Source organism: Microtetraspora sp. AC03309 (genome assembly GCF_020826795.1).
Taxonomy (GTDB): Bacteria; Actinomycetota; Actinomycetes; order Streptosporangiales; family Streptosporangiaceae; genus Microtetraspora; species Microtetraspora glauca.
Genome location: NZ_JADDIL010000004.1, coordinates 36,442 through 53,385, shown reverse-complemented (window position 1 = coordinate 53,385; position 16,944 = coordinate 36,442). Strand labels below are relative to the sequence as shown.

The window sequence follows — 16,944 nt, the reverse complement described above, 5'->3', positions numbered from 1 at the left end:
GCTGGGCGGTATCGGACGAGTGACTAGGATTCGTCGCGTGCTTCGGGGGCGGCAATCTGATCAGCGGGCCGTAGACGTGCTGCTCGACCAGGCGCGGGCAGGACGTTCCGGCGTCCTGGTCGTCAAGGGCGAGCCGGGCATCGGCAAGACGGCGCTCCTCGCCTACGCCGACGAGCGCGCTCCGGACATGGGTGTGCTGCACGGTCTGGGCATCGAGAGCGAGGCCGACATCCCGTTCGCCTCGCTCCATCTGCTCCTGCACCACGTACTCGAGCGCGTCGGCGCTCTCCCCGAGCCGCAGGCCGCGGCGTTGGCGGGCGCTTTGGGCCTGGCTCCCACCAGGACCGACGATCAGTTCCATGTCGGCGTGGCCGTGCTGTCGTTGCTGGCGGAGCTGGCCGCCGACCGGCCGCTGCTGTGCCTGGTCGACGACGCGCACTGGCTGGATCAGGCCTCGGCGCGCGCCTTGCGCTTCGCCGCGCACCGGCTCCACGCGGAAGGCGTCGTGATGCTCTTCGGCGCGCGCGAGGGCTTCGACCCGGCGGCTCTGCCGGAGCTGCGACTGGCCGGTCTGGATGATCAGAGTGCCGCTCAGGTGCTCGCCGACGCCGCCCCCACCCTTACCGGCCCGGTGCGCCTGCGGATCATCAAGGAGAGCGCGGGCAATCCGCTCGCCCTGCTCGAACTGCCCCGCACCGCTGAACTGCCGACCTACGACCAGAGCCCGTTGCCGCTGCCGGAGCGACTGCGGCTGGCCTACGCCGCCCGCATCGGGCGGCTGCCCCAGGACGCTCAGACGGCGCTGATGGTCGCAGCGCTGGTGGATGACGGCGATCTGAACGTGATCACGGCGGCCTGTGCCGAACTCGTTGTCGAACCCGCTGCTCTGGGGGCGGCCGAGCGTTCCGGGCTGGTCAGGATCGCCGGACAGCATCTGAGGTTCGCCCATCCGCTCACGCGCGCGGCGACCTTCCAACTCAGCACGTACGACCTGCGGCTCGCGGTGCACCGGATCCTGGCCGGCCTTCTGACGGACCAGCCCGACCGGCAGGCCTGGCACCTGGCCGCCGCCGCGACGGGCCCGGATGAGACGGCCGCGCGAGCTCTGGAGGATATGGCCGAGCGGGCCAGGAGCCGCGGGGCGAACGTCAGCGCCTGCGCCGCGTTCGAGAGGGCGGCGGAACTGAGCGAGGATCGTGAGCTGAAGGGACGCAGGCTGCTCTCGGCCGCCGTGGAGGCCACCGAGGGCGGAGAGTTGCAACGCGCCCAGCAGCTCATCGACGCCGCCACCGGCCTCGTGCCGGACGAGTCGGCCCGCACGACGTTCCCCACGCTGCGGGCCAGGATCGCCTTCGCTCAAGGCGCCCCGCACATAGCCCACGACCTGTTACTCAAGGGGGCGGCGGACGTGGTGGGCGACGACCGCGCCGCCGCCGGTCTGATGCTGGTCGAAGCGGCACGCAATGCCAGTGGTCTCGGAAACGCCGGAGGGCTCATCGAGGCTGCGACCCGCCTGCGCGCGCTGGACCTGCGCCCGGAGGACGATGTCGACCTTGCCAGGCAGGCCGCCTTGGGAACGGCGCTGCTGCTGATCGAAGGCCCCGCGGCCGCTCTGCCGATCATGCGCGAGCTGGTGACCAGGGGCAGCCAGATCACCTCAGAAATGCACTCACGCCGGATCAACGCCTCCTACTTCGCCCTCCAGACCGGCGACTTCCAGGCCGCGTGGGAGATCGCGCGCGCCGCCGCCGACGAATGCCGGGCAGAGGGCGAGATCAGCAAGCTCGCGGTACTCCACATCACGCTCGCCACCAGCGAGATCTTCCTCGGCAGGTTCACGGACGCCACGGCCACTGCGAGTGAGGGTCTGCAGCTGACCGCCGAGACCGGCAGGCCGAGCCGGGCCGGTTGCATGCAGGGCATGCTCGCCTGGATCGCCGCCGTCCGAGGCGACGGGGATCGGTGCGCTGAGTTGGCCGCGGCCTCACATGAGCACTACGGCGCCAATGGGATCGTCAACGGTCTGGCCTGGGCGCAGTGGGCCCAGGCGCTGCTCGATCTGGGCCAGGGCCGTTTCGCCGAGGCGCTGGACCGGCTGGAGTCCGCCATGGCGGGGCCGGCGCGCCACCAGTTCCAGGCTGTTCACTTCGCTCCCGACCTGATCGAAGCAGCGGCCCGGCTGGGCCGGCCCGCGGACGGGCCGCTACGCCGCTACGAGGCGTGGTCCGCGGCTGCCGGGCTGGGCTGGGCCGAAGCCGTCACATACCGCTGCCGGGCCCTTCTCGAACCCGATGGAGATCGCGCACACGAGTATTTCCGCACGGCCGTACGGCTGCACGCGAGCAGCGAGCGCCCGTGGGAGGCGGCGCGCACTGCGCTGATCTACGGTGTGCGCCTGCGCAGGGAACGGCAGAAGAGCGCCGCCCGCGTCCACTTGCGTGCTGCGCTCGAAACCTTCCAGCGCCTGGATGCCCGGCCGTGGGCGGAACGCGCCAGGAACGAACTGCGGGCGGCCGGCGACGCCGATCTGCCCGCGGCCGGGGCCGATGCCTTTTCCACTCTCTCCCCGCAGGAGCTGCAGATTGTTCGCCTGGCCGCGGCCGGTCGCACCAACAAGGAGATCGGCGCCCAGCTCTTCCTCAGCGCCAAGACCGTCAGCTACCACCTCTACCGCGCCTTCCCCAAGCTCAACGTGACCAGTCGAGCCCAGCTCGCCGGGCTCGACTGGCTTCGAGGATGACGCGGCCGCCTCCTGCTTGGGGCTGAATCAGGGTTGTCGCACCCAGCGATGATCGCCGCGGGTCCACGTCGGCCCTTCACATGGAACCGGTCTCACCTACATGGTGCTTTTCCCTCACTGAGCAGGGCCGGGTGACCGGCGGCTGTCAACCGTGTCAGGCGCTATAGGTCTCTTGACCTGCTCTTTGCCTGGCTGATACTAATCGCCAACCTTGTCCTCGCCCTCGTGATCCGAACGGCGGGGAAGCCATGCGGACTTTCTGTGTCCGCCAGTACCAGGAGGTTCTCCGTGAGGAGTTCGCTCAATCACCCCCCACTCCTCAGACGACTTGCCGTAGCCGGTGGCTTGGCGGTGGCGCTGGCCTTCGGGACCGTGTCCGCCGCCGTCGGCGGAGCCCAGGCGCAAGGGTCGCCCAGCGCGGATCTGCCGGCCGACGTGGCCACTGCGACGATCGCACCGTTGAAGGACTATGACCGCGAGATCGTCGACCAGTTCGACTCGGCCAACTCCGTCAACCACATCCGGCACCTCGCCGTGGACATCGGCCCCCGGCTGAACGGCACCCCGCAGGAGAGGGAGGGCGCCGAGTACATCGGCGGCATCCTGAAGTCCTACGGCTTCGATGTGACCATCCAGTCATGGGGCCCGGTCTCGACCAAGAACGTCGCGAAGGTCACGTCCCCCAACGCCGACCTGCCGGGGGGACCGAACTGGCAGATGGCCGCCTCCACCAGCGCGAAGTTCACCGGCAACGACGCTGTCGTCGAGGGCCAGGTCGTCTACGCCAAGACCGGCCAGTCCACCGCGGACTTCCCCGACGACGTCGCGGGCAAGATCGTGCTGATGGACTACAACGCCACCGCCTCGGTCCGCAACACCGCCGTGGTCAACGCGGTGAGCCGGGGTGCGGTCGCGGTCATCCTGGCCTACCCGACCGGGAACTCCGCGCCGCCGTCGTTCACCCTCACCACGGCCCAGCCGAATATCCCGGTGATGGGCGGCGGCAGCGCGCACTACACCTGGATCATGGATCTTCTGGCCAAGGGCCCGCTAACGCTGCGGATCACGACCAACCAGTACGTGAGCCCGATGGGCACCAACGTCATCGGCATCCGGCACGCGGTCGGGGACCCGACCGGCACCACCGCGCCGATCGTCATGGTCGGGGCGCACATCGACTCGGTGCTGGGCGCGCCCGGCGCCCACGACGACGCCTCGGGCAACGGCGTCTCGCTGGAGATCGCCCGGGTCCTCAGCCAGTACCCGCTGGACAAGGAGCTGCGGATCGGCGGCTTCGGTGGTGAGGAGGGCGGCCTCCTCGGCGCGAAGGCGTACGTCAACACGCTGACCGCGGCGGAGAAGGCTCGGTTCGTCGGCGAGTGGCAGATGGACATGGTCGGCACGCCGTACGAGCCGGCCCGGCTGTGGGCGCTGACCCCGAACGGCCAGTCGAACTTCGTGGTCCAGGAGGCGTACAACGCGGCCGCACGCGTCGGGTTCGACGGACTGCGCAACTGCAGGCTCGGGCAGAGCGACCACCAGGCGTTCTACGACGTGGGCATCCCGTCCTCGCTGTTCATCTGGCTCGACTACCGGCCGCCGACCCCTCCGGCTGTCTGTGGGCCGACCGGCGGGACGTACGTCACGGAACCGCAGTACCACAGGCCGACGGACACGATGGACAACATCAGCCCCGAGCGGCTGCAGATCACCCTTGATGTCGTGGGCGGTGCGGTGGTGCACAACGCGCTGAACGCGGTGACGGTATCCGCGGTCTCGGACGCCGGTCAGCCGCTGGCCGGGACGCCGGTGCGGGCCGACTGCGGCAACGGCCTGCGCGACCTGGGCATGACCGGGGCTGATGGCGGGCTGCAGGTGGTGCTCCCGCACGCCACCTGCGACTTCACCACCACCGTCGAGGGTCGGGTGGCGACCGAGCGCGGCGTGTCGATCGCCGGTGACCGAGCGGTGAAGATGACGGTCGATTTCACCAAGCCGACGATCTCTCTCACCACGCCGACCGATGGCGCGGTCTTCACGCTCGGGACGGCCGCGACGGCGGCGTACCGGTGCGATGACAACCTGTCCGGGGTGGTGACCTGCACCGGCACCGTGCCCGATGGCAGCCCGCTCGACACCTCCACCGTCGGCTTCCACGAGTTCACGGTGAAGGCCGCCGACAATGCCGGCAACGCCGCCGACCAGAAGGCGACCTACCAGGTCGTCTACCCCTGGCAGGCCTCCTTCCCCGAGATGATGGACGGCAAGGCCGGCAGCGCCGTACCGATCAAGTTCAGCCTCGGCGGTGACCACGGCACCGGTGTGATCGCTTCTGGCTACCCGGTCTCCCAGCCGGTGACCTGCGACAGCGGGAAGCCGACCGGCTCGGCCGAGTCGACCAGCGGCCCCGGGAAGTCGAAGCTCGGCTACGAAGACGGCCAGTACAACTACGTGTGGAAGACCGACCGCGGCTGGTCGAACACCTGCCGCCAGTTCGAGCTGAAACTCGATGACGGCAGCAGCCATTTCACGACCATCAGGTTGAAGTAACGCGATACCCCAGGTGGGGGGCGGAGTGATCGACACTCCGTTCCCCCACCGGGCGGCCTTGATCCTTCGCGTGAGCTTGTCTGACCCTCGAGAAGCGACCCCGTTCCCTTCGCCGCCGGCGCACTTCCAGATCAGCCCGACATTCTTGTGATGTGCTGTGGTGGGCCATCGCCGTTCGGACAACGGAGCTGGACATTACTGTGATCAAGTCGCGGTTCGATGTGGGCGAGACAGTGGTGCGCCGTGATGTCTTCCGGGAGAAGGTCTGGACGGCCTCGCCTCATCGGGTGCTGGCGGATGACGGCGATCGGATCACCCTTGCGTACTGGCCGGGGATCGTGAGCCTGGCGCCATGCGCGTGGATCGCCTCGCTGGAGACCGGGAACCCCGCCGAGCGGGACCGGATGACCGTTGACCTGGCATCTGGCCAGTGGCGTCTCGGCAGGTGGACCTGGCGCGACACGCTCTGGGTGAGCGGCCAGCGGGTCGGCGACTACTGCCCCTATCGGCGTACCGAGTGGGGAATCGACACCTTCGATCTGCTGCTGGATCTCATCGTGGAATCGGATCTGTCCGGCTACCGGTGGAAAGACGAGGACGAATACCGGCAGGGGCGCCGTCTGGGCGTCATCAGCGACATGGAGCATCGCGCGGTTCAGGAGGCCCGCGATCAGGTGATCGCGCTGATCGAGCAGCGGCGGGGGCCGTTCGCGGAGTCCTGGACGATCAATCTGACATGGCCGCTGCCGATGTTGCCGCTTGATCTGCCGGGAGCCTAGATGTCCGCCGAACCGATCATTTGCTCTCAGGGGCCGGTGGCGTCGGCCGATCGAGATGACCGTGTGTCACAGCTCGCTGATGCGTTGGAGCAGGGTCTGCTTGGCCGCGCTGAACTCCTCGTCCGTGAGGACGCCTGCCCGGTGCAGTTCGCCCAGCTCGCTCAGGCGGCGGATGAGCACGTCGGGGCCGGGCGGCGCCGATGCGGACGGCGAAGCGGGCGCGGGAGGCAAGGCGGGCGCGGGCGTCTCTTTCGTGCGCCCGGACAGCCGGGCGTGCACGGCGGCCGCGACGAGCGCGGTCGTTCCGCCGTAGCGCTGGATGCCCCAGGCCAGGCAGCGCGGATCCTCTTCCGAGGATCGGGTGGGACCCTCGCCGCGGACCCGGAATCGGAGGCTTCCGTACCCCACGCCCGACTGGGGTTTCCACTCCACGCCCGTGATCGCGGAGAGCGGGAACTCCTGCGGGCCCGCCGCCTGTTTCGCTGACTTCGCGAACAGCGTCCACTCGATGTGGACACGCGCACCGTCGAAGCTCACCGTGCCGTCCCCGGCCGTCGCCGTCACCGGAAGGTCGGGGCCGGGAAGCAGGAAACCGTCGAGGGGGCCACTCGGTGGTGAGATCGCCAGCAGGTCGCGAATCTCGGCGGCGATGTACTCGGCCACCCCGGTGCGGTCCTTGGGGATCACCAGCCGGTACGGGTCGGCGGGCGCGCCGAGCGCCCCGGCGGCGATGTCGGTCAGCGGGTCCGCACCCGATCGCAGCCGAAGCCGCAGACAGCCGCCCTTGCGAGCGGGCTCGAACGCCGCGCCGGCTATCGCGTGGATCGGCACCTCCAGCGCTCCGAGGGTCTTGCGGAGCTCGTGGACGTCCCGTCCGCTGCCCGGGATGATCCGTACGGTGTCCGTGTCCACCGCCCACGACCCGTCGTCGACGAAGATGTCGGCCATGCGATCAGCCTAGGTCATCGCGCGGTAAAGCCGGCGGCGCCGGCTTCCGAACGTCAGGACACGTGCGCCGTTCAGTAGGGAAGGAAGATCTGGCGCTCGGTCGCGCTGTCGTCGAAGGCCTCCAGCTGGGCCTGACCTTCGGTGCCGAGGGTGTCCAGCATGGTGTGCAGCAGCGCGGTGCACAGAACCGTGGGGCCGGCGTGGGAGTCGAACGCGAAATCGGAGCTCACCGGCGCGAGCAGGACCTCGTCCGCGAGCTCGATGAGCCGGCCCACCGGTTGGTCGGTGATGAGAGCGATCTTCAGCCCGGCACTCCGCGCCCAGACGAGGCCGTCGGCCAGTTCGCGCGGGTACCGCGGCAGCCCGATGGCGAGCACCCATTCGGCTCCGGCTTCGGCCGCTCGGCTCAGCCGGTCCTCCAAGGTCGAGCCCGCGGTGTCCAGTACGCGGACGTCCGGGAGGACCTTCTGCGCGAGGTAGCCGAACAAGTGCGCCAGAGAGGCGGAGATCCGCAGCCCCATGACCAGGAGCGGACGCGATCTGGCCAGCTGACCGGCCACCGCTCGGAGTTGCGTCAGATCCTGGAGACCGTCCCGTAATCGTTCGAGGTCGCGGATCTCGGAGCCGACCAGTTCCTGGATCTCGTTGAGGTCCGCCGCGGGCAGCGCCCGCTGCGGGCCTCCGAACACCGATGAGCGGAGCGCGTCCCGGAACTCGGGGAACCCTCTGAACCCGAGCGCGGCGGCGAAGCGGGTGACCGACGGCTGGCTGACCCCGACGCGTTCGGCGATGTCGGCACTGGTGAAGAAGACGGCCTCCTGCGCGTGTTCGAGCAGGTAGCGCGCGATCCGGCGTTGCGAAGGCGAAAGCCGGTGGTCACCGAGGAGCCCGCGCAGGTTCGCGGCGATTCGTGCCGCGTCCGGTACGGCGAGTGGCTGTCCGGTGTCTCTGGCGTGCCCCATCTCGAACACTTCCCTTCCCCGTGGAGTGACAGATCCGGTGACGACTCGCACCGGCCGGCGGCCGGGCCATCGGCCTGGCCGTCCGTGCTTCGGGAGCCGCGTAGTTCCTGTGGGCTCAACGCGGCGCCGGGCGGCCTTTCAGAAGGCCACCCGGCTGGTTGGGGCGTGACGACGCAGGCTCAGTGGTTCGGGCCGTTGCCGTTGAAGCGTGTCTTGCACTCCTGCAGTCTGACATCGACCTGTTCGCCTCTGTCGACGGTTACGTGCACCGTCTCGAGAATCTCGCCGGTCGGACGGGCACAGGTGAGCGTCCAGCTCTCCCGGAGGAAGTTGCCCGGGCCGGTGGCGACGACGCCGGTCCCGGTGTACGCCGGAACCGGCCGTACCGACGGATTGACGTGCCAGGTGAACTTGCCGTTGGTGGGTGCGACCAGGCTGGACTGCAGGTGGGTGGGGATGGCCCGGGGCGGATCGATGACGCCGCCCGCCTGCAGGATCGGCGCGGTCCACAGATCGAAGTCCTTCGTGATCGTCAGGACCGCGCCCTTCGGCGCTTTGCCCGTGATCACGGAGTGCCCCGCCGGGTTCGCCGCGTACTCCAGCGCCACGAGGAACGCCTCGCGGTTCGACTTGCCCGCGTATCGACCGGTGCCGAGGTAGTCCTCGATCACCTCGGGGTAGGTGTTGTTGGTCGACTGGGTCTTCATGATCTCGAACGTGAAGCCGAGGCCGCGGGTCGCGTAGTACGACCAGTCCGGGGTCTCGCCGGTCGTCTCGTAGTCGAAGCCCGACTTCATGCCCGTGTAGCCGTTCTTGGCCGACATCGCGTCGGTCAGCGCGGCGTAGACGGCCTCGTCCGGGGTGTCACCCGCGCGCTTCTCCAACGGAGGACGCAGGAGGGTGTGGCCGGAGGTGTGGTTCGTGATCAGGACGGTGACCTGGTTGGCCGTGGTCAGGTCCATGATGTTCTGCACCTCGGGCTCGGAGCCCGGCCCGGGGCCGCGATTCGTCGCGTTGGACCCCGCGTTGCTCCCCCAGCCGAAGGGGTAGTTGCGGTTGATGTCGACCCCGGCGCTGCTGGCGCACGTCGGGGAGACGCCGCAGCCGGTGCGCCGGTTGAGGATGAACCCGTCCACGTTGACCACCGGGACGAAGATGACCCGCGCCTGGTCGAGCAGGCGCGTGATCTGCGGGTCCTTCCCGGCGTTGTTGATCAGGTCGTAGGCGAACTCCAGCGTGTGCTCACCTGAGGGCCATTCGTTCCCGTGGTGCATGCCCATCATGAACAGGACGGGCTTGCCCTCGGAGGAGGTGACGTCGCGGCTCACTTCGATGCCGTACACCTCACGGCCCTGGCGGGTCTTGTGCGGCAGCGTGATGTGCTTGACGAGATCGGGATGTTGATCGCTCAGCGCGAGCATCTCGTTGTTGTAGTCCGTGATCGTCCGGTAGGTGGTTCGACCGCTGGGCAGACCGGCCGTCTGCTCCGCCGCCAACTGGGCGGTCGCTGCGATGTCACCCGACTCGGCGAAGCTGGTCGAGGCGGTCGAAATGCTGAGACTTCCCAGCAACCCGACGCTCAACGCAAGCGTCATTACGCGTTTTCCGGCACTAATTGCTGTGGGGGGTTGCGAACCGCGTGAAGACATGCTGGAACCCTTTCTTGCTGCAGTCGAACCGCATCCGGAAGGACGCCCTTTTCTGGGGGCTTCTATTTCGGGGATCTGGTGGTGGGCGCCTGCTGATCGCGCGTTGACTGCAAAGTTTCACGTAGTCTGTGGTATGAATGCGCGCCTGTCAACCCGCTTCGGCCCGGGTCTTTCCCGCACATTCGCGGAATGCCGGAGTGATTGATCATTTACAGCCTGAAGTCCCTCGACGGAACAAGAAGGAAACAAGTGCAGGCCAGCGGGTCGATGGCCCGCGAGGAGGCCGGTGTCGCTCTTCCCAGCCGGGAGAGAAGGGGATATCGTCGTCTGTTCCGTGCCGCATCGCAGGCTGGCCGCGCGGACCGGGCGTCGAGGACGGGGACGGCGGCGCGCCGTCCGCCCCGCCGTCCGCCCCGCCGTCCCGGGCGATGATCGACGACGGCCGCCCGAGCAACCGATCCGCACATGAGCCGAATGACAGCTTCCAGGCGAGATGATTTTCGGTGACCTTGCGCTCCGGGAATCGTCCCGACGGCGGTGATCTTGTTTCGGTCGCGGCCTGCTCGCGGGATATTCCATTCAGGCGGCAGGCGCCTTTGTTTCCGAAAACCCGCTCAAGTCAGGGCCATTGCGTTCCCGTGGTCTGAACAATGGCCGTGCTGACTGTTGAAGGCGTAGGAAATGATTCCCATAAAGGCCGTCTGATGCGCTTTCGGGTATCTCTGCTTTCTCCGTTCGGTGACCGCTCAGACCCCGTTCTACGGGGTCGGACGGTGAAGGTCGCGGGGGAACAGGGTGGCGCGGCGGACGTCGTCGGCCCCGGTCAGTCGGGTGGTCCACCGTTCCAGGCCGAGGGCGAAGCCGCCGTGCGGGGGCATACCGTGCCGGAAGGCGGAGAGATAGCCGTGTCCTGGCCGAGCCCGACGCTCGGGCCGCCATCGCGCTCGTCGAGACGTTCCTCCCGCTCCCAACCAAAGATCTTGTATGTAACTATTTACATATTATCGATGCCTTGCCTACCATCGATCTACGCCATCGTGCAGCGCGAAAGGAAGGTCGGTGGCAGATGAGATACGTCACCGAGGGCTTCCTCTCCACGCGGATCGCCACTCCGATGCGACCAGGTGATGCGTGCACGTGAGGGCAACTCGCAACCCCGGAAGCAGGGGTATCCCAAGGGCGGGATGACGGTCATCCGCTCAGTCCGCAGGTTATGAGACGAGCCTTCGACGCGAGCCCAGCGCCTTATGTAAATACTTACATGTATGTATGAACAGCAGGCGCCGCGTACCCGGCGACGCCGCTTCGACGACGAACCTGAGATCAGGAGTAGGACACGGTGATCCAGAACAAGAGGCCGGCCCCAGCGCCGGTAGCGATCGTCTTCGGAGGGTCGTCCGGCATCGGCGCGGAGACCGCCCGCCGCTTCGCTGAGGCGGGCCACCGGGTGGCCGTCGTGGGCTCGCGTCCGCGGTCCGAGGTCGAGGGCCTGATGAAGGAGGTCGTGGGCGGCTTGTACCTCCAGACCGATCTCTCCCAGGCCGGGGCGCCCGGTTCGGTGGTGGAGGCGGTGCTGGAGGCTTGGGGGCGCCTCGACGCGGTCGTCTACTCCGCGGGGGCGACTGTGCGCATCCCGCACCCGGATCTCCCCTCCGTGACCGATGAGGTGTGGGAGCGCATCCTCCTCATGAACCTGCGCGTCCCCTGGCGGGTCGTCCAGGCGGTCGAGCCCGCTCTGCGCCGGAGCGGCGATGGATCCATCACCATCGTCGGTGCCCTGGCCGGCGTCGACGTGGGCGGTAGCAGCATCCCGTACGCCGTCAGCAAGGCGGCGGTCCATCACATGTGCAAGCTGCTGGGCGGTGTTCTGGGTCCTGAGATCCGCATCAACGCCGTCGCACCGGGCCTGATCGACACCCCGTGGACCGATGGCTGGGACGCGCTCCGCTCCACCGTGGTGAAGACCGCCCCGCTGGCCCGGACCGGCACACCCGGTGACGTGGCCGACGCCGTGTTCGGGCTCGTCTCGTCGCGTTATGTCACGGGTCAGGTCGTCGTCGTGGACGGCGGCCTATCCCTCGTCCCGTAGATCCACCTCCCACCCCCCCAGAGGAGAACCTGATGCACGACAACATCACCCTGGACTCGTCCGGCGTCGCTCCGGCGGAGTCCGTCCGGCGGTTCCGCCGGCTCGTCACCGGTATCGGCCAGGACGGCCGCTCGGTCTTCGTCGAGGACGGCCAAGCCGCTCACCTGCAGGTCGTGGCGAACACCCCGACCTTCGTGGTCACCAATCTCTGGAGCCATGACACGGTCCCGGTCGACAACTCCGGTCCTGTGGACGACGGCCTGTCCGGCGACGTCCCGCTGTCGCCGCCGCTGGGCGGATCGGTGTTCCGCATCGTGGAGTTCCCCCCGGATTCCCACTGGCAGGAACGAGAGGACGCGCCTGCCGACCAGATCCACGCGACTCCATCCCTGGACTACGCGCTCGTTCTCAGCGGTGAGATCTGGGCCGTCCTCGACGACAGTGAGCGGTTGATGAAGTCCGGTGACGTCCTCATCCAGCGCGGGACCCGGCACGCCTGGTCCAACCGCGGCGGCGAGCCCAGCCTCGTCGCGTTCGTTCTCATCGGCGGCACCGCTCAGTAGAGGCAGGAAGCTCTCATGGCCAGCGTCATCGGCTGCATCAACCTTTCGCACTCTCCTTTCTGGAACATCGCGCCGCCTCTGGCCCCGGGCGCGCCCGGCGGTCGCTTCACCGCGGCGGTGGACGGACTGCGCCGCCTCGCGGCGGAGCTCAGCCCGGATGCCGTCGTCATCTTCGGTCCTGATCACGCACGTGGCATCTTCTACGACCTGATGCCCCCCTTCACGATCGGTGTGGAGCGCGTGCAGGGCGTCGGCGACTACGACACACCGAGCGGTGACCTGCCGGTCGCCGACAGCCTCGCACGCCAGGTGTTCGAGGGCGTCACCAACCGCGGTTTCGATCCGGCGATCTCCCTCGATCTGCGCGTCGACCACGGCGTCACCCAGGTGTACGGCAAGCTCTTCCCCGGCCTCGACGTCCCTCTCCTCCCCATCGTCGTCAACTCCGGATGCCCTCCGCTCCCGGCTTTCTCCCGCGCCTGGGACTTCGGAGCGGCCGTTGGCGCCGCGATCCGGGACTTCGCCGCCGACGCCCGGGTCCTGGTGGTCGGATCAGGCGGTCTCTCCCACTGGCCCAACTCCACCTCGGCGCTCGATCCCGCGATCACCGACGAATGGCGTGACTTCCTCATCCGCGGCCGGGACCGGGTCACCGAGCTCGAACCGGCCCGTCGCGAGAAGCTCAAGCAGATCGCGGCGAGCGATGCGACGGGCGACGTGAACGCCGACTGGGATCTGGACCTGCTCGCCCGTATGAAGGCGGACGCGAAGATCTTGAGCAGGCTCGACGCGGAGGACGTGGAGGGTCTCGGCGGCCCGGGGGCTCACGAGATCAGGACGTGGGCGGCGGCCACCGCGGCCTGGGGCGGACCGCTGGAGTACACCTCCTACGAGGCCGTACCCGAATGGATCACCGGCATGGGCGTCTCGGCCGGCCATGACCCCGCTTCCGGCTCCGCGGAAGCGACGGCCTGTGCCCTCGACGCACGACGTCCCCGATGACGGATCGCGGACACGCACAGGAGTAGTCATGGTCAACCAAGATCCTGGTGTGCCCCCCGCACCGGAGACCGGCGCACGGCAGGGCGGAACGGGGCTCTGTGCGCGCGGCATCACCAAGAGCTACGGCGGTACCCAGGTTCTGAAAGAGGTCGACTTCGACGTCGCGCCCGGCGAGGTCGTCGCCTTGCTGGGAGGCAACGGGGCCGGAAAGAGCACGCTGGTGAAGGTACTCACCGGCGCGGTGCGCCCTGACGGCGGCGCGATCCGCATCGACGGTGTCGAGACGGCCTTCACCGCGCCGAAGCACGCCCGGGACGCGGGCGTCGCCGTGGTCCACCAGCACACCCAGCTCTTCGCTGATCAGTCGATCGCCTGGAACGTCTATGCGGGACATCTGCCGCGACGCCGTGGGCTCCTCGACGTCCGTGCCCTGCACGACCGGGCGGAGGCCCTCGGCCGCCGGTTCGGCACCGATCTCGACATGCGACGGCCCGCCTCCTCACTCGACGCGCCGGGCCGCAAGATCGTCGAAATCCTCCGCGCTCTGACCACGGAGCCGCGGTACCTGCTGCTCGACGAGCCCACCGCCGCCCTGGAGCCGCGCGAGAGCAGGCGTCTTTTCGACCTCGTGGAGAACCTCGTCGGCTCGGGAACCGGAATCGTGCTCATCTCCCATCGGCTGGCCGAGGTGCTCGAGACGGCCGACCGGGTCGTCGGGCTTCGCGACGGCGCCAACGTCGGCACGCTGGACCGTACGGAGATGACCGGACCCGCGCTGATCCGTCTCGTCGCCGGTACCGACGTGGCCGAGCTGGACGGGCCGGACGAGGAGCCCGCGGAGCGGGTACGGCTCGCGGTCAAGAGCGGCCGGCTCCGGCACGGCGCCGCCCCGTTCGAACTCTCACTCCGCTCGGGCGAGATCGTCTCGTGCGTGGGTTTGACCGGTTCGGGCATCGAGCGGCTCGTCGGAGCGATCGCGGGCTGCGGCTCCCTCGCCGAGGGAACGATCGTGCTCGACGGGCGACCGGTCCGGCTCTCCAGCCCGCGCGTCGCCCAGCGTCTCGGTATCGGATACGTGCCGGGTGACCGCGCCGAAGCGGTGCAGCCGGAAAGGTCCGTCGCGGAGAATCTGGTCCTTCCTGCCCTGGACCGGTTCAGCACCTGCGGCTGGATGCGCCGCAGGCGGATCGCCGAAGCCGCCGAGGCCGCGCGTTCGGCGTATGACATCAAGTGCGCCTCCCTGGACGCGCCGATCTCGACGCTCTCGGGCGGAAACCAGCAGAAGGTCGTCATCGCCCGTTGGCTGATGGGAGGCACCAAGGTGCTCGTCCTCAACGAGCCGACCCAGGGAGTGGACGTCTCCGCGCGGGCGCAGATCCACGAGAACCTGCACGCCTTCGCCGGTGAAGGCGGCGCGGTGCTGATGGCCACCACCGACCTTCCCGAGGCCCGAGCCCTCAGTCACAGGATCCTCGCCGTCCACAACGGCGAAGTGTCGCACGAGTTCGACCGCAGCGACGGAACCCCCTCCATCGACGACCTGACGGCGGCCATGACCGGGGTCACCGGTGCGAAGAGCCCCGAAACGACCTCGATGATCGGAGACCGAAGATGAACACCCCCGTATCCTCCCTGGCCGGGGCGCCGACTCCCGCCTCCTCCCCGGAATCGCGCGGCAGCGCGGGAACGCACGGATCGTTGGCGGCCTGGCGCGAGCGGCTCTCCGCCCAAACCCTGGTTCTTCCACTCGTGCTGGTCGTGCTGGTGGTGGGCCTCAGCCTGGCGTCCGACGTCTTCTTCAGCGGCCGCAACATTCAGCAATTGCTTGTCCAGGGCTCGGTGCTCGCGATCATCGCCGTCGGGCTGACCTTCGTCATCATCGGCGGTGATCTCGACCTCTCGATCGGCTCCAACGTGGCGCTGTCCGGTGTGGTCGCCAGCTACGCGATGACCACGGTGTCCGGCAGCGTGCTGTTCGGGATCTTCCTGGGGATCGGGACCGGTGTCGCGATCGGCGCGCTCAACGGATTGCTCACCGCCTACGCGAAGGTGCCGGCCTTCATCTCCACCATGGGCACCGGGGTCGTGGCGACCGGCCTCGCGCTGTGGATGACCAAGGGCCTCGCCGTCAGCGGCCTGCCGGCGAGCTTCCAGTCCCTCACCACCACGCGCATCCTCGGGCTGCCCTCCCTCGTCTGGTGGGCCGTCGCGGTGACCGCGGTCGGTGCCCTGGCACTGCACCGAACCTCGTTCGGCGCCCGGGTGTTCGCCACCGGCGGCAACCGCACCGCCGCTTACAACGTGGGCATCTACCCCGACCGCGTCCGGTTCTGGTGCCTGACGATCGCCGGACTGTGCGGCGGCCTGGGCGGGGTGCTCATGACCTCGCGCGTCCTGGCCAGCCAGCCCGGCGCGGGCACCACCATGACCCTCTTCGCGACGGCGGCGGTCATCATCGGAGGCACCAAGATCTCCGGCGGTGTCGGCACGATGGGACTCACCGTCTTCGGCGTCCTGCTCATCGCCATCGTCCAGAACGGCCTGTCCATCCTCGGCGTCGAGTACGCCCTCCAGCAGGTCGCCGTCGGCGTCGTCTTCGTCCTGGCCGCCGCCTTCGCCGTCTTCCGACGCACCTGAACCACGCCATCGAACCTCCCGTCTGACCGGCGATCCGCGCCACCCACCCCACCTTCGGAGCGACCATGCCTCTTCACCGATCCCTGAAGCTGCTGGCAGTCGGCTGCACCGCGATCCTGGCACTCAGCGCCTGCAACGGATCCAGCGCCGACGACAAGATCACCATTGGCGTCAGCTTCTACAACGAGACCCTGCCCGTCTATGTCGGTATCCGCGAAGGCATGGAGGCCAAGGCGAAGGAGAAGAACGTCAAGCTCCTGTTCTCCGACGCGGAGAACAACGCCGCCACCCAGACCGACCAGATCAACAACCTCATCACGCGCGGGGTGGACGCGATCATCGCCTCGCCCGCGGACACCGCGGCACTGGTCCCGGCATACCGCGAGGCCCAGACGGCGGGCATCCCTGTCTTCTCGGTGGGCAACCGCGTCAACGAGCAGCAGGTCGAAGCGGCCTACATCGGACCGGACCTCCAACTTGAAGCCGAGCAGACCATGAGCAAGCTCATCGAGTCCATCGGCGGTAAGGGCGACATCCTCCTTCTGACCGGCCCGCCCCAGTCCGCTTTCGTCCAGCTCCAGAAGGCGGGTTGGAAGACCGCGCTCGACAAGGCCCCAGGGGTCAAGGTCGTCGACGAGCAGGTCATCGCGGACCTCTCCAAGGCGTCGACGGTCGACATCGCCTCGGCCGCACTGGTGAGCAACAAGGAGATCGACGCCGTCCTGGCCTCCAACGACCAGGTCGGCCTGGGCGCCGTGCAGGCGATGGAGTCGCTGGGAATCGGACCCGACAAGATGTTCGTGGCCTGCTGGAACACCCCCGCCGAGGTGCTCGGCGCCCTGAAGACCGGTGCCATCGACCTGACGCTCACCCAGCGCCCGCAGACATGGGGCAAGACCGCACTGGACACGGCCCTCGCGTGGATCGAAGGCACCAAGCCGAGCGAGCACCACGTCAAGACACCTGACCTGTTCGTGACCACGAAGACCGTGACGGACCTCGGCGACACAGACCTGCAGTGACAC

The 16,944-nt window shown here is 68.5% G+C and carries 13 protein-coding genes; 9 read left to right on the top strand and 4 right to left on the bottom strand.

The annotated features are described in order from the left end of the window. Positions 1–37: 37 nt before the first annotated feature. The 3 genes from IMZ11_RS03300 (at position 38) to IMZ11_RS03290 (ending at position 6,069) form a co-directional block, all read left to right on the top strand. Complete coding sequence (locus IMZ11_RS03300) at positions 38–2,740, top strand: helix-turn-helix transcriptional regulator (protein WP_228637418.1); 2,703 nt, start codon at positions 38–40, stop codon at positions 2,738–2,740. A gap of 351 nt (positions 2,741–3,091) precedes the next feature. After that, positions 3,092–5,290 (top strand): PxKF domain-containing protein, encoded by a 2,199-nt coding sequence (locus tag IMZ11_RS03295; RefSeq protein WP_228637417.1) that lies wholly within the window; start codon positions 3,092–3,094, stop codon positions 5,288–5,290. Between the two features lie 200 nt (positions 5,291–5,490). Beyond that, the gene (locus IMZ11_RS03290; RefSeq protein ID WP_228637416.1) at positions 5,491–6,069 is read left to right on the top strand and encodes a YgaC family protein; all 579 of its coding nucleotides are present in this window, start codon (positions 5,491–5,493) and stop codon (positions 6,067–6,069) included. A 66-nt stretch (positions 6,070–6,135) separates the two neighbouring features. On the opposite strand, the gene IMZ11_RS03285 is transcribed toward IMZ11_RS03290, so the two are convergent. The 4 genes from IMZ11_RS03285 to IMZ11_RS03270 all read right to left on the bottom strand — a co-directional run bounded on the left by IMZ11_RS03285 (position 6,136) and on the right by IMZ11_RS03270 (position 10,599). Beyond that, on the bottom strand, positions 6,136–7,017 hold the full coding sequence (locus IMZ11_RS03285; protein ID WP_228637415.1) for a DUF4429 domain-containing protein: 882 nt from the start codon (positions 7,015–7,017) through the stop codon (positions 6,136–6,138). Between the two features lie 71 nt (positions 7,018–7,088). Next, positions 7,089–7,979, bottom strand: coding sequence for a MurR/RpiR family transcriptional regulator (locus IMZ11_RS03280; protein WP_228637414.1), 891 nt, complete (start codon positions 7,977–7,979; stop codon positions 7,089–7,091). Between the two features lie 179 nt (positions 7,980–8,158). Further along, positions 8,159–9,574 (bottom strand): M14 family zinc carboxypeptidase, encoded by a 1,416-nt coding sequence (locus IMZ11_RS03275; protein ID WP_228637413.1) that lies wholly within the window; start codon positions 9,572–9,574, stop codon positions 8,159–8,161. Positions 9,575–10,386: 812 nt separating this feature from the next. After that, complete coding sequence (locus tag IMZ11_RS03270; protein ID WP_228637412.1) at positions 10,387–10,599, bottom strand: amino acid--tRNA ligase-related protein; 213 nt, start codon at positions 10,597–10,599, stop codon at positions 10,387–10,389. A 368-nt stretch (positions 10,600–10,967) separates the two neighbouring features. Between IMZ11_RS03270 and IMZ11_RS03265 the strand changes: the two genes are divergently transcribed. From IMZ11_RS03265 to IMZ11_RS03240, 6 genes are all read left to right on the top strand, one after another. After that, positions 10,968–11,717, top strand: coding sequence for an SDR family NAD(P)-dependent oxidoreductase (locus IMZ11_RS03265; RefSeq protein ID WP_228637411.1), 750 nt, complete (start codon positions 10,968–10,970; stop codon positions 11,715–11,717). A gap of 32 nt (positions 11,718–11,749) precedes the next feature. Further along, entirely contained in the window at positions 11,750–12,280 is a 531-nt protein-coding gene (locus tag IMZ11_RS03260) for a cupin domain-containing protein (RefSeq protein ID WP_228637410.1), read from the top strand. 15 nt (positions 12,281–12,295) lie between these two features. Then, the gene (locus IMZ11_RS03255; RefSeq protein WP_228637409.1) at positions 12,296–13,282 is read left to right on the top strand and encodes a hypothetical protein; all 987 of its coding nucleotides are present in this window, start codon (positions 12,296–12,298) and stop codon (positions 13,280–13,282) included. A gap of 28 nt (positions 13,283–13,310) precedes the next feature. Continuing rightward, a complete protein-coding gene (locus tag IMZ11_RS03250) occupies positions 13,311–14,897 on the top strand; it encodes a sugar ABC transporter ATP-binding protein (RefSeq protein WP_228637408.1) in 1,587 nt (528 codons plus the stop codon). Beyond that, positions 14,894–15,919 carry an ABC transporter permease gene (locus tag IMZ11_RS03245; protein ID WP_228637407.1) on the top strand — a complete coding sequence of 342 codons (1,026 nt, stop codon included), beginning with the start codon at positions 14,894–14,896 and terminating at the stop codon, positions 15,917–15,919. Before IMZ11_RS03250 ends, IMZ11_RS03245 begins: the two co-directional genes overlap by 4 nt. Positions 15,920–15,984: 65 nt before the next feature. Continuing rightward, positions 15,985–16,941, top strand: a complete 957-nt coding sequence (locus tag IMZ11_RS03240; RefSeq protein ID WP_228637406.1) for a sugar ABC transporter substrate-binding protein — start codon at positions 15,985–15,987, stop codon at positions 16,939–16,941. Positions 16,942–16,944 lie beyond the last annotated feature (3 nt).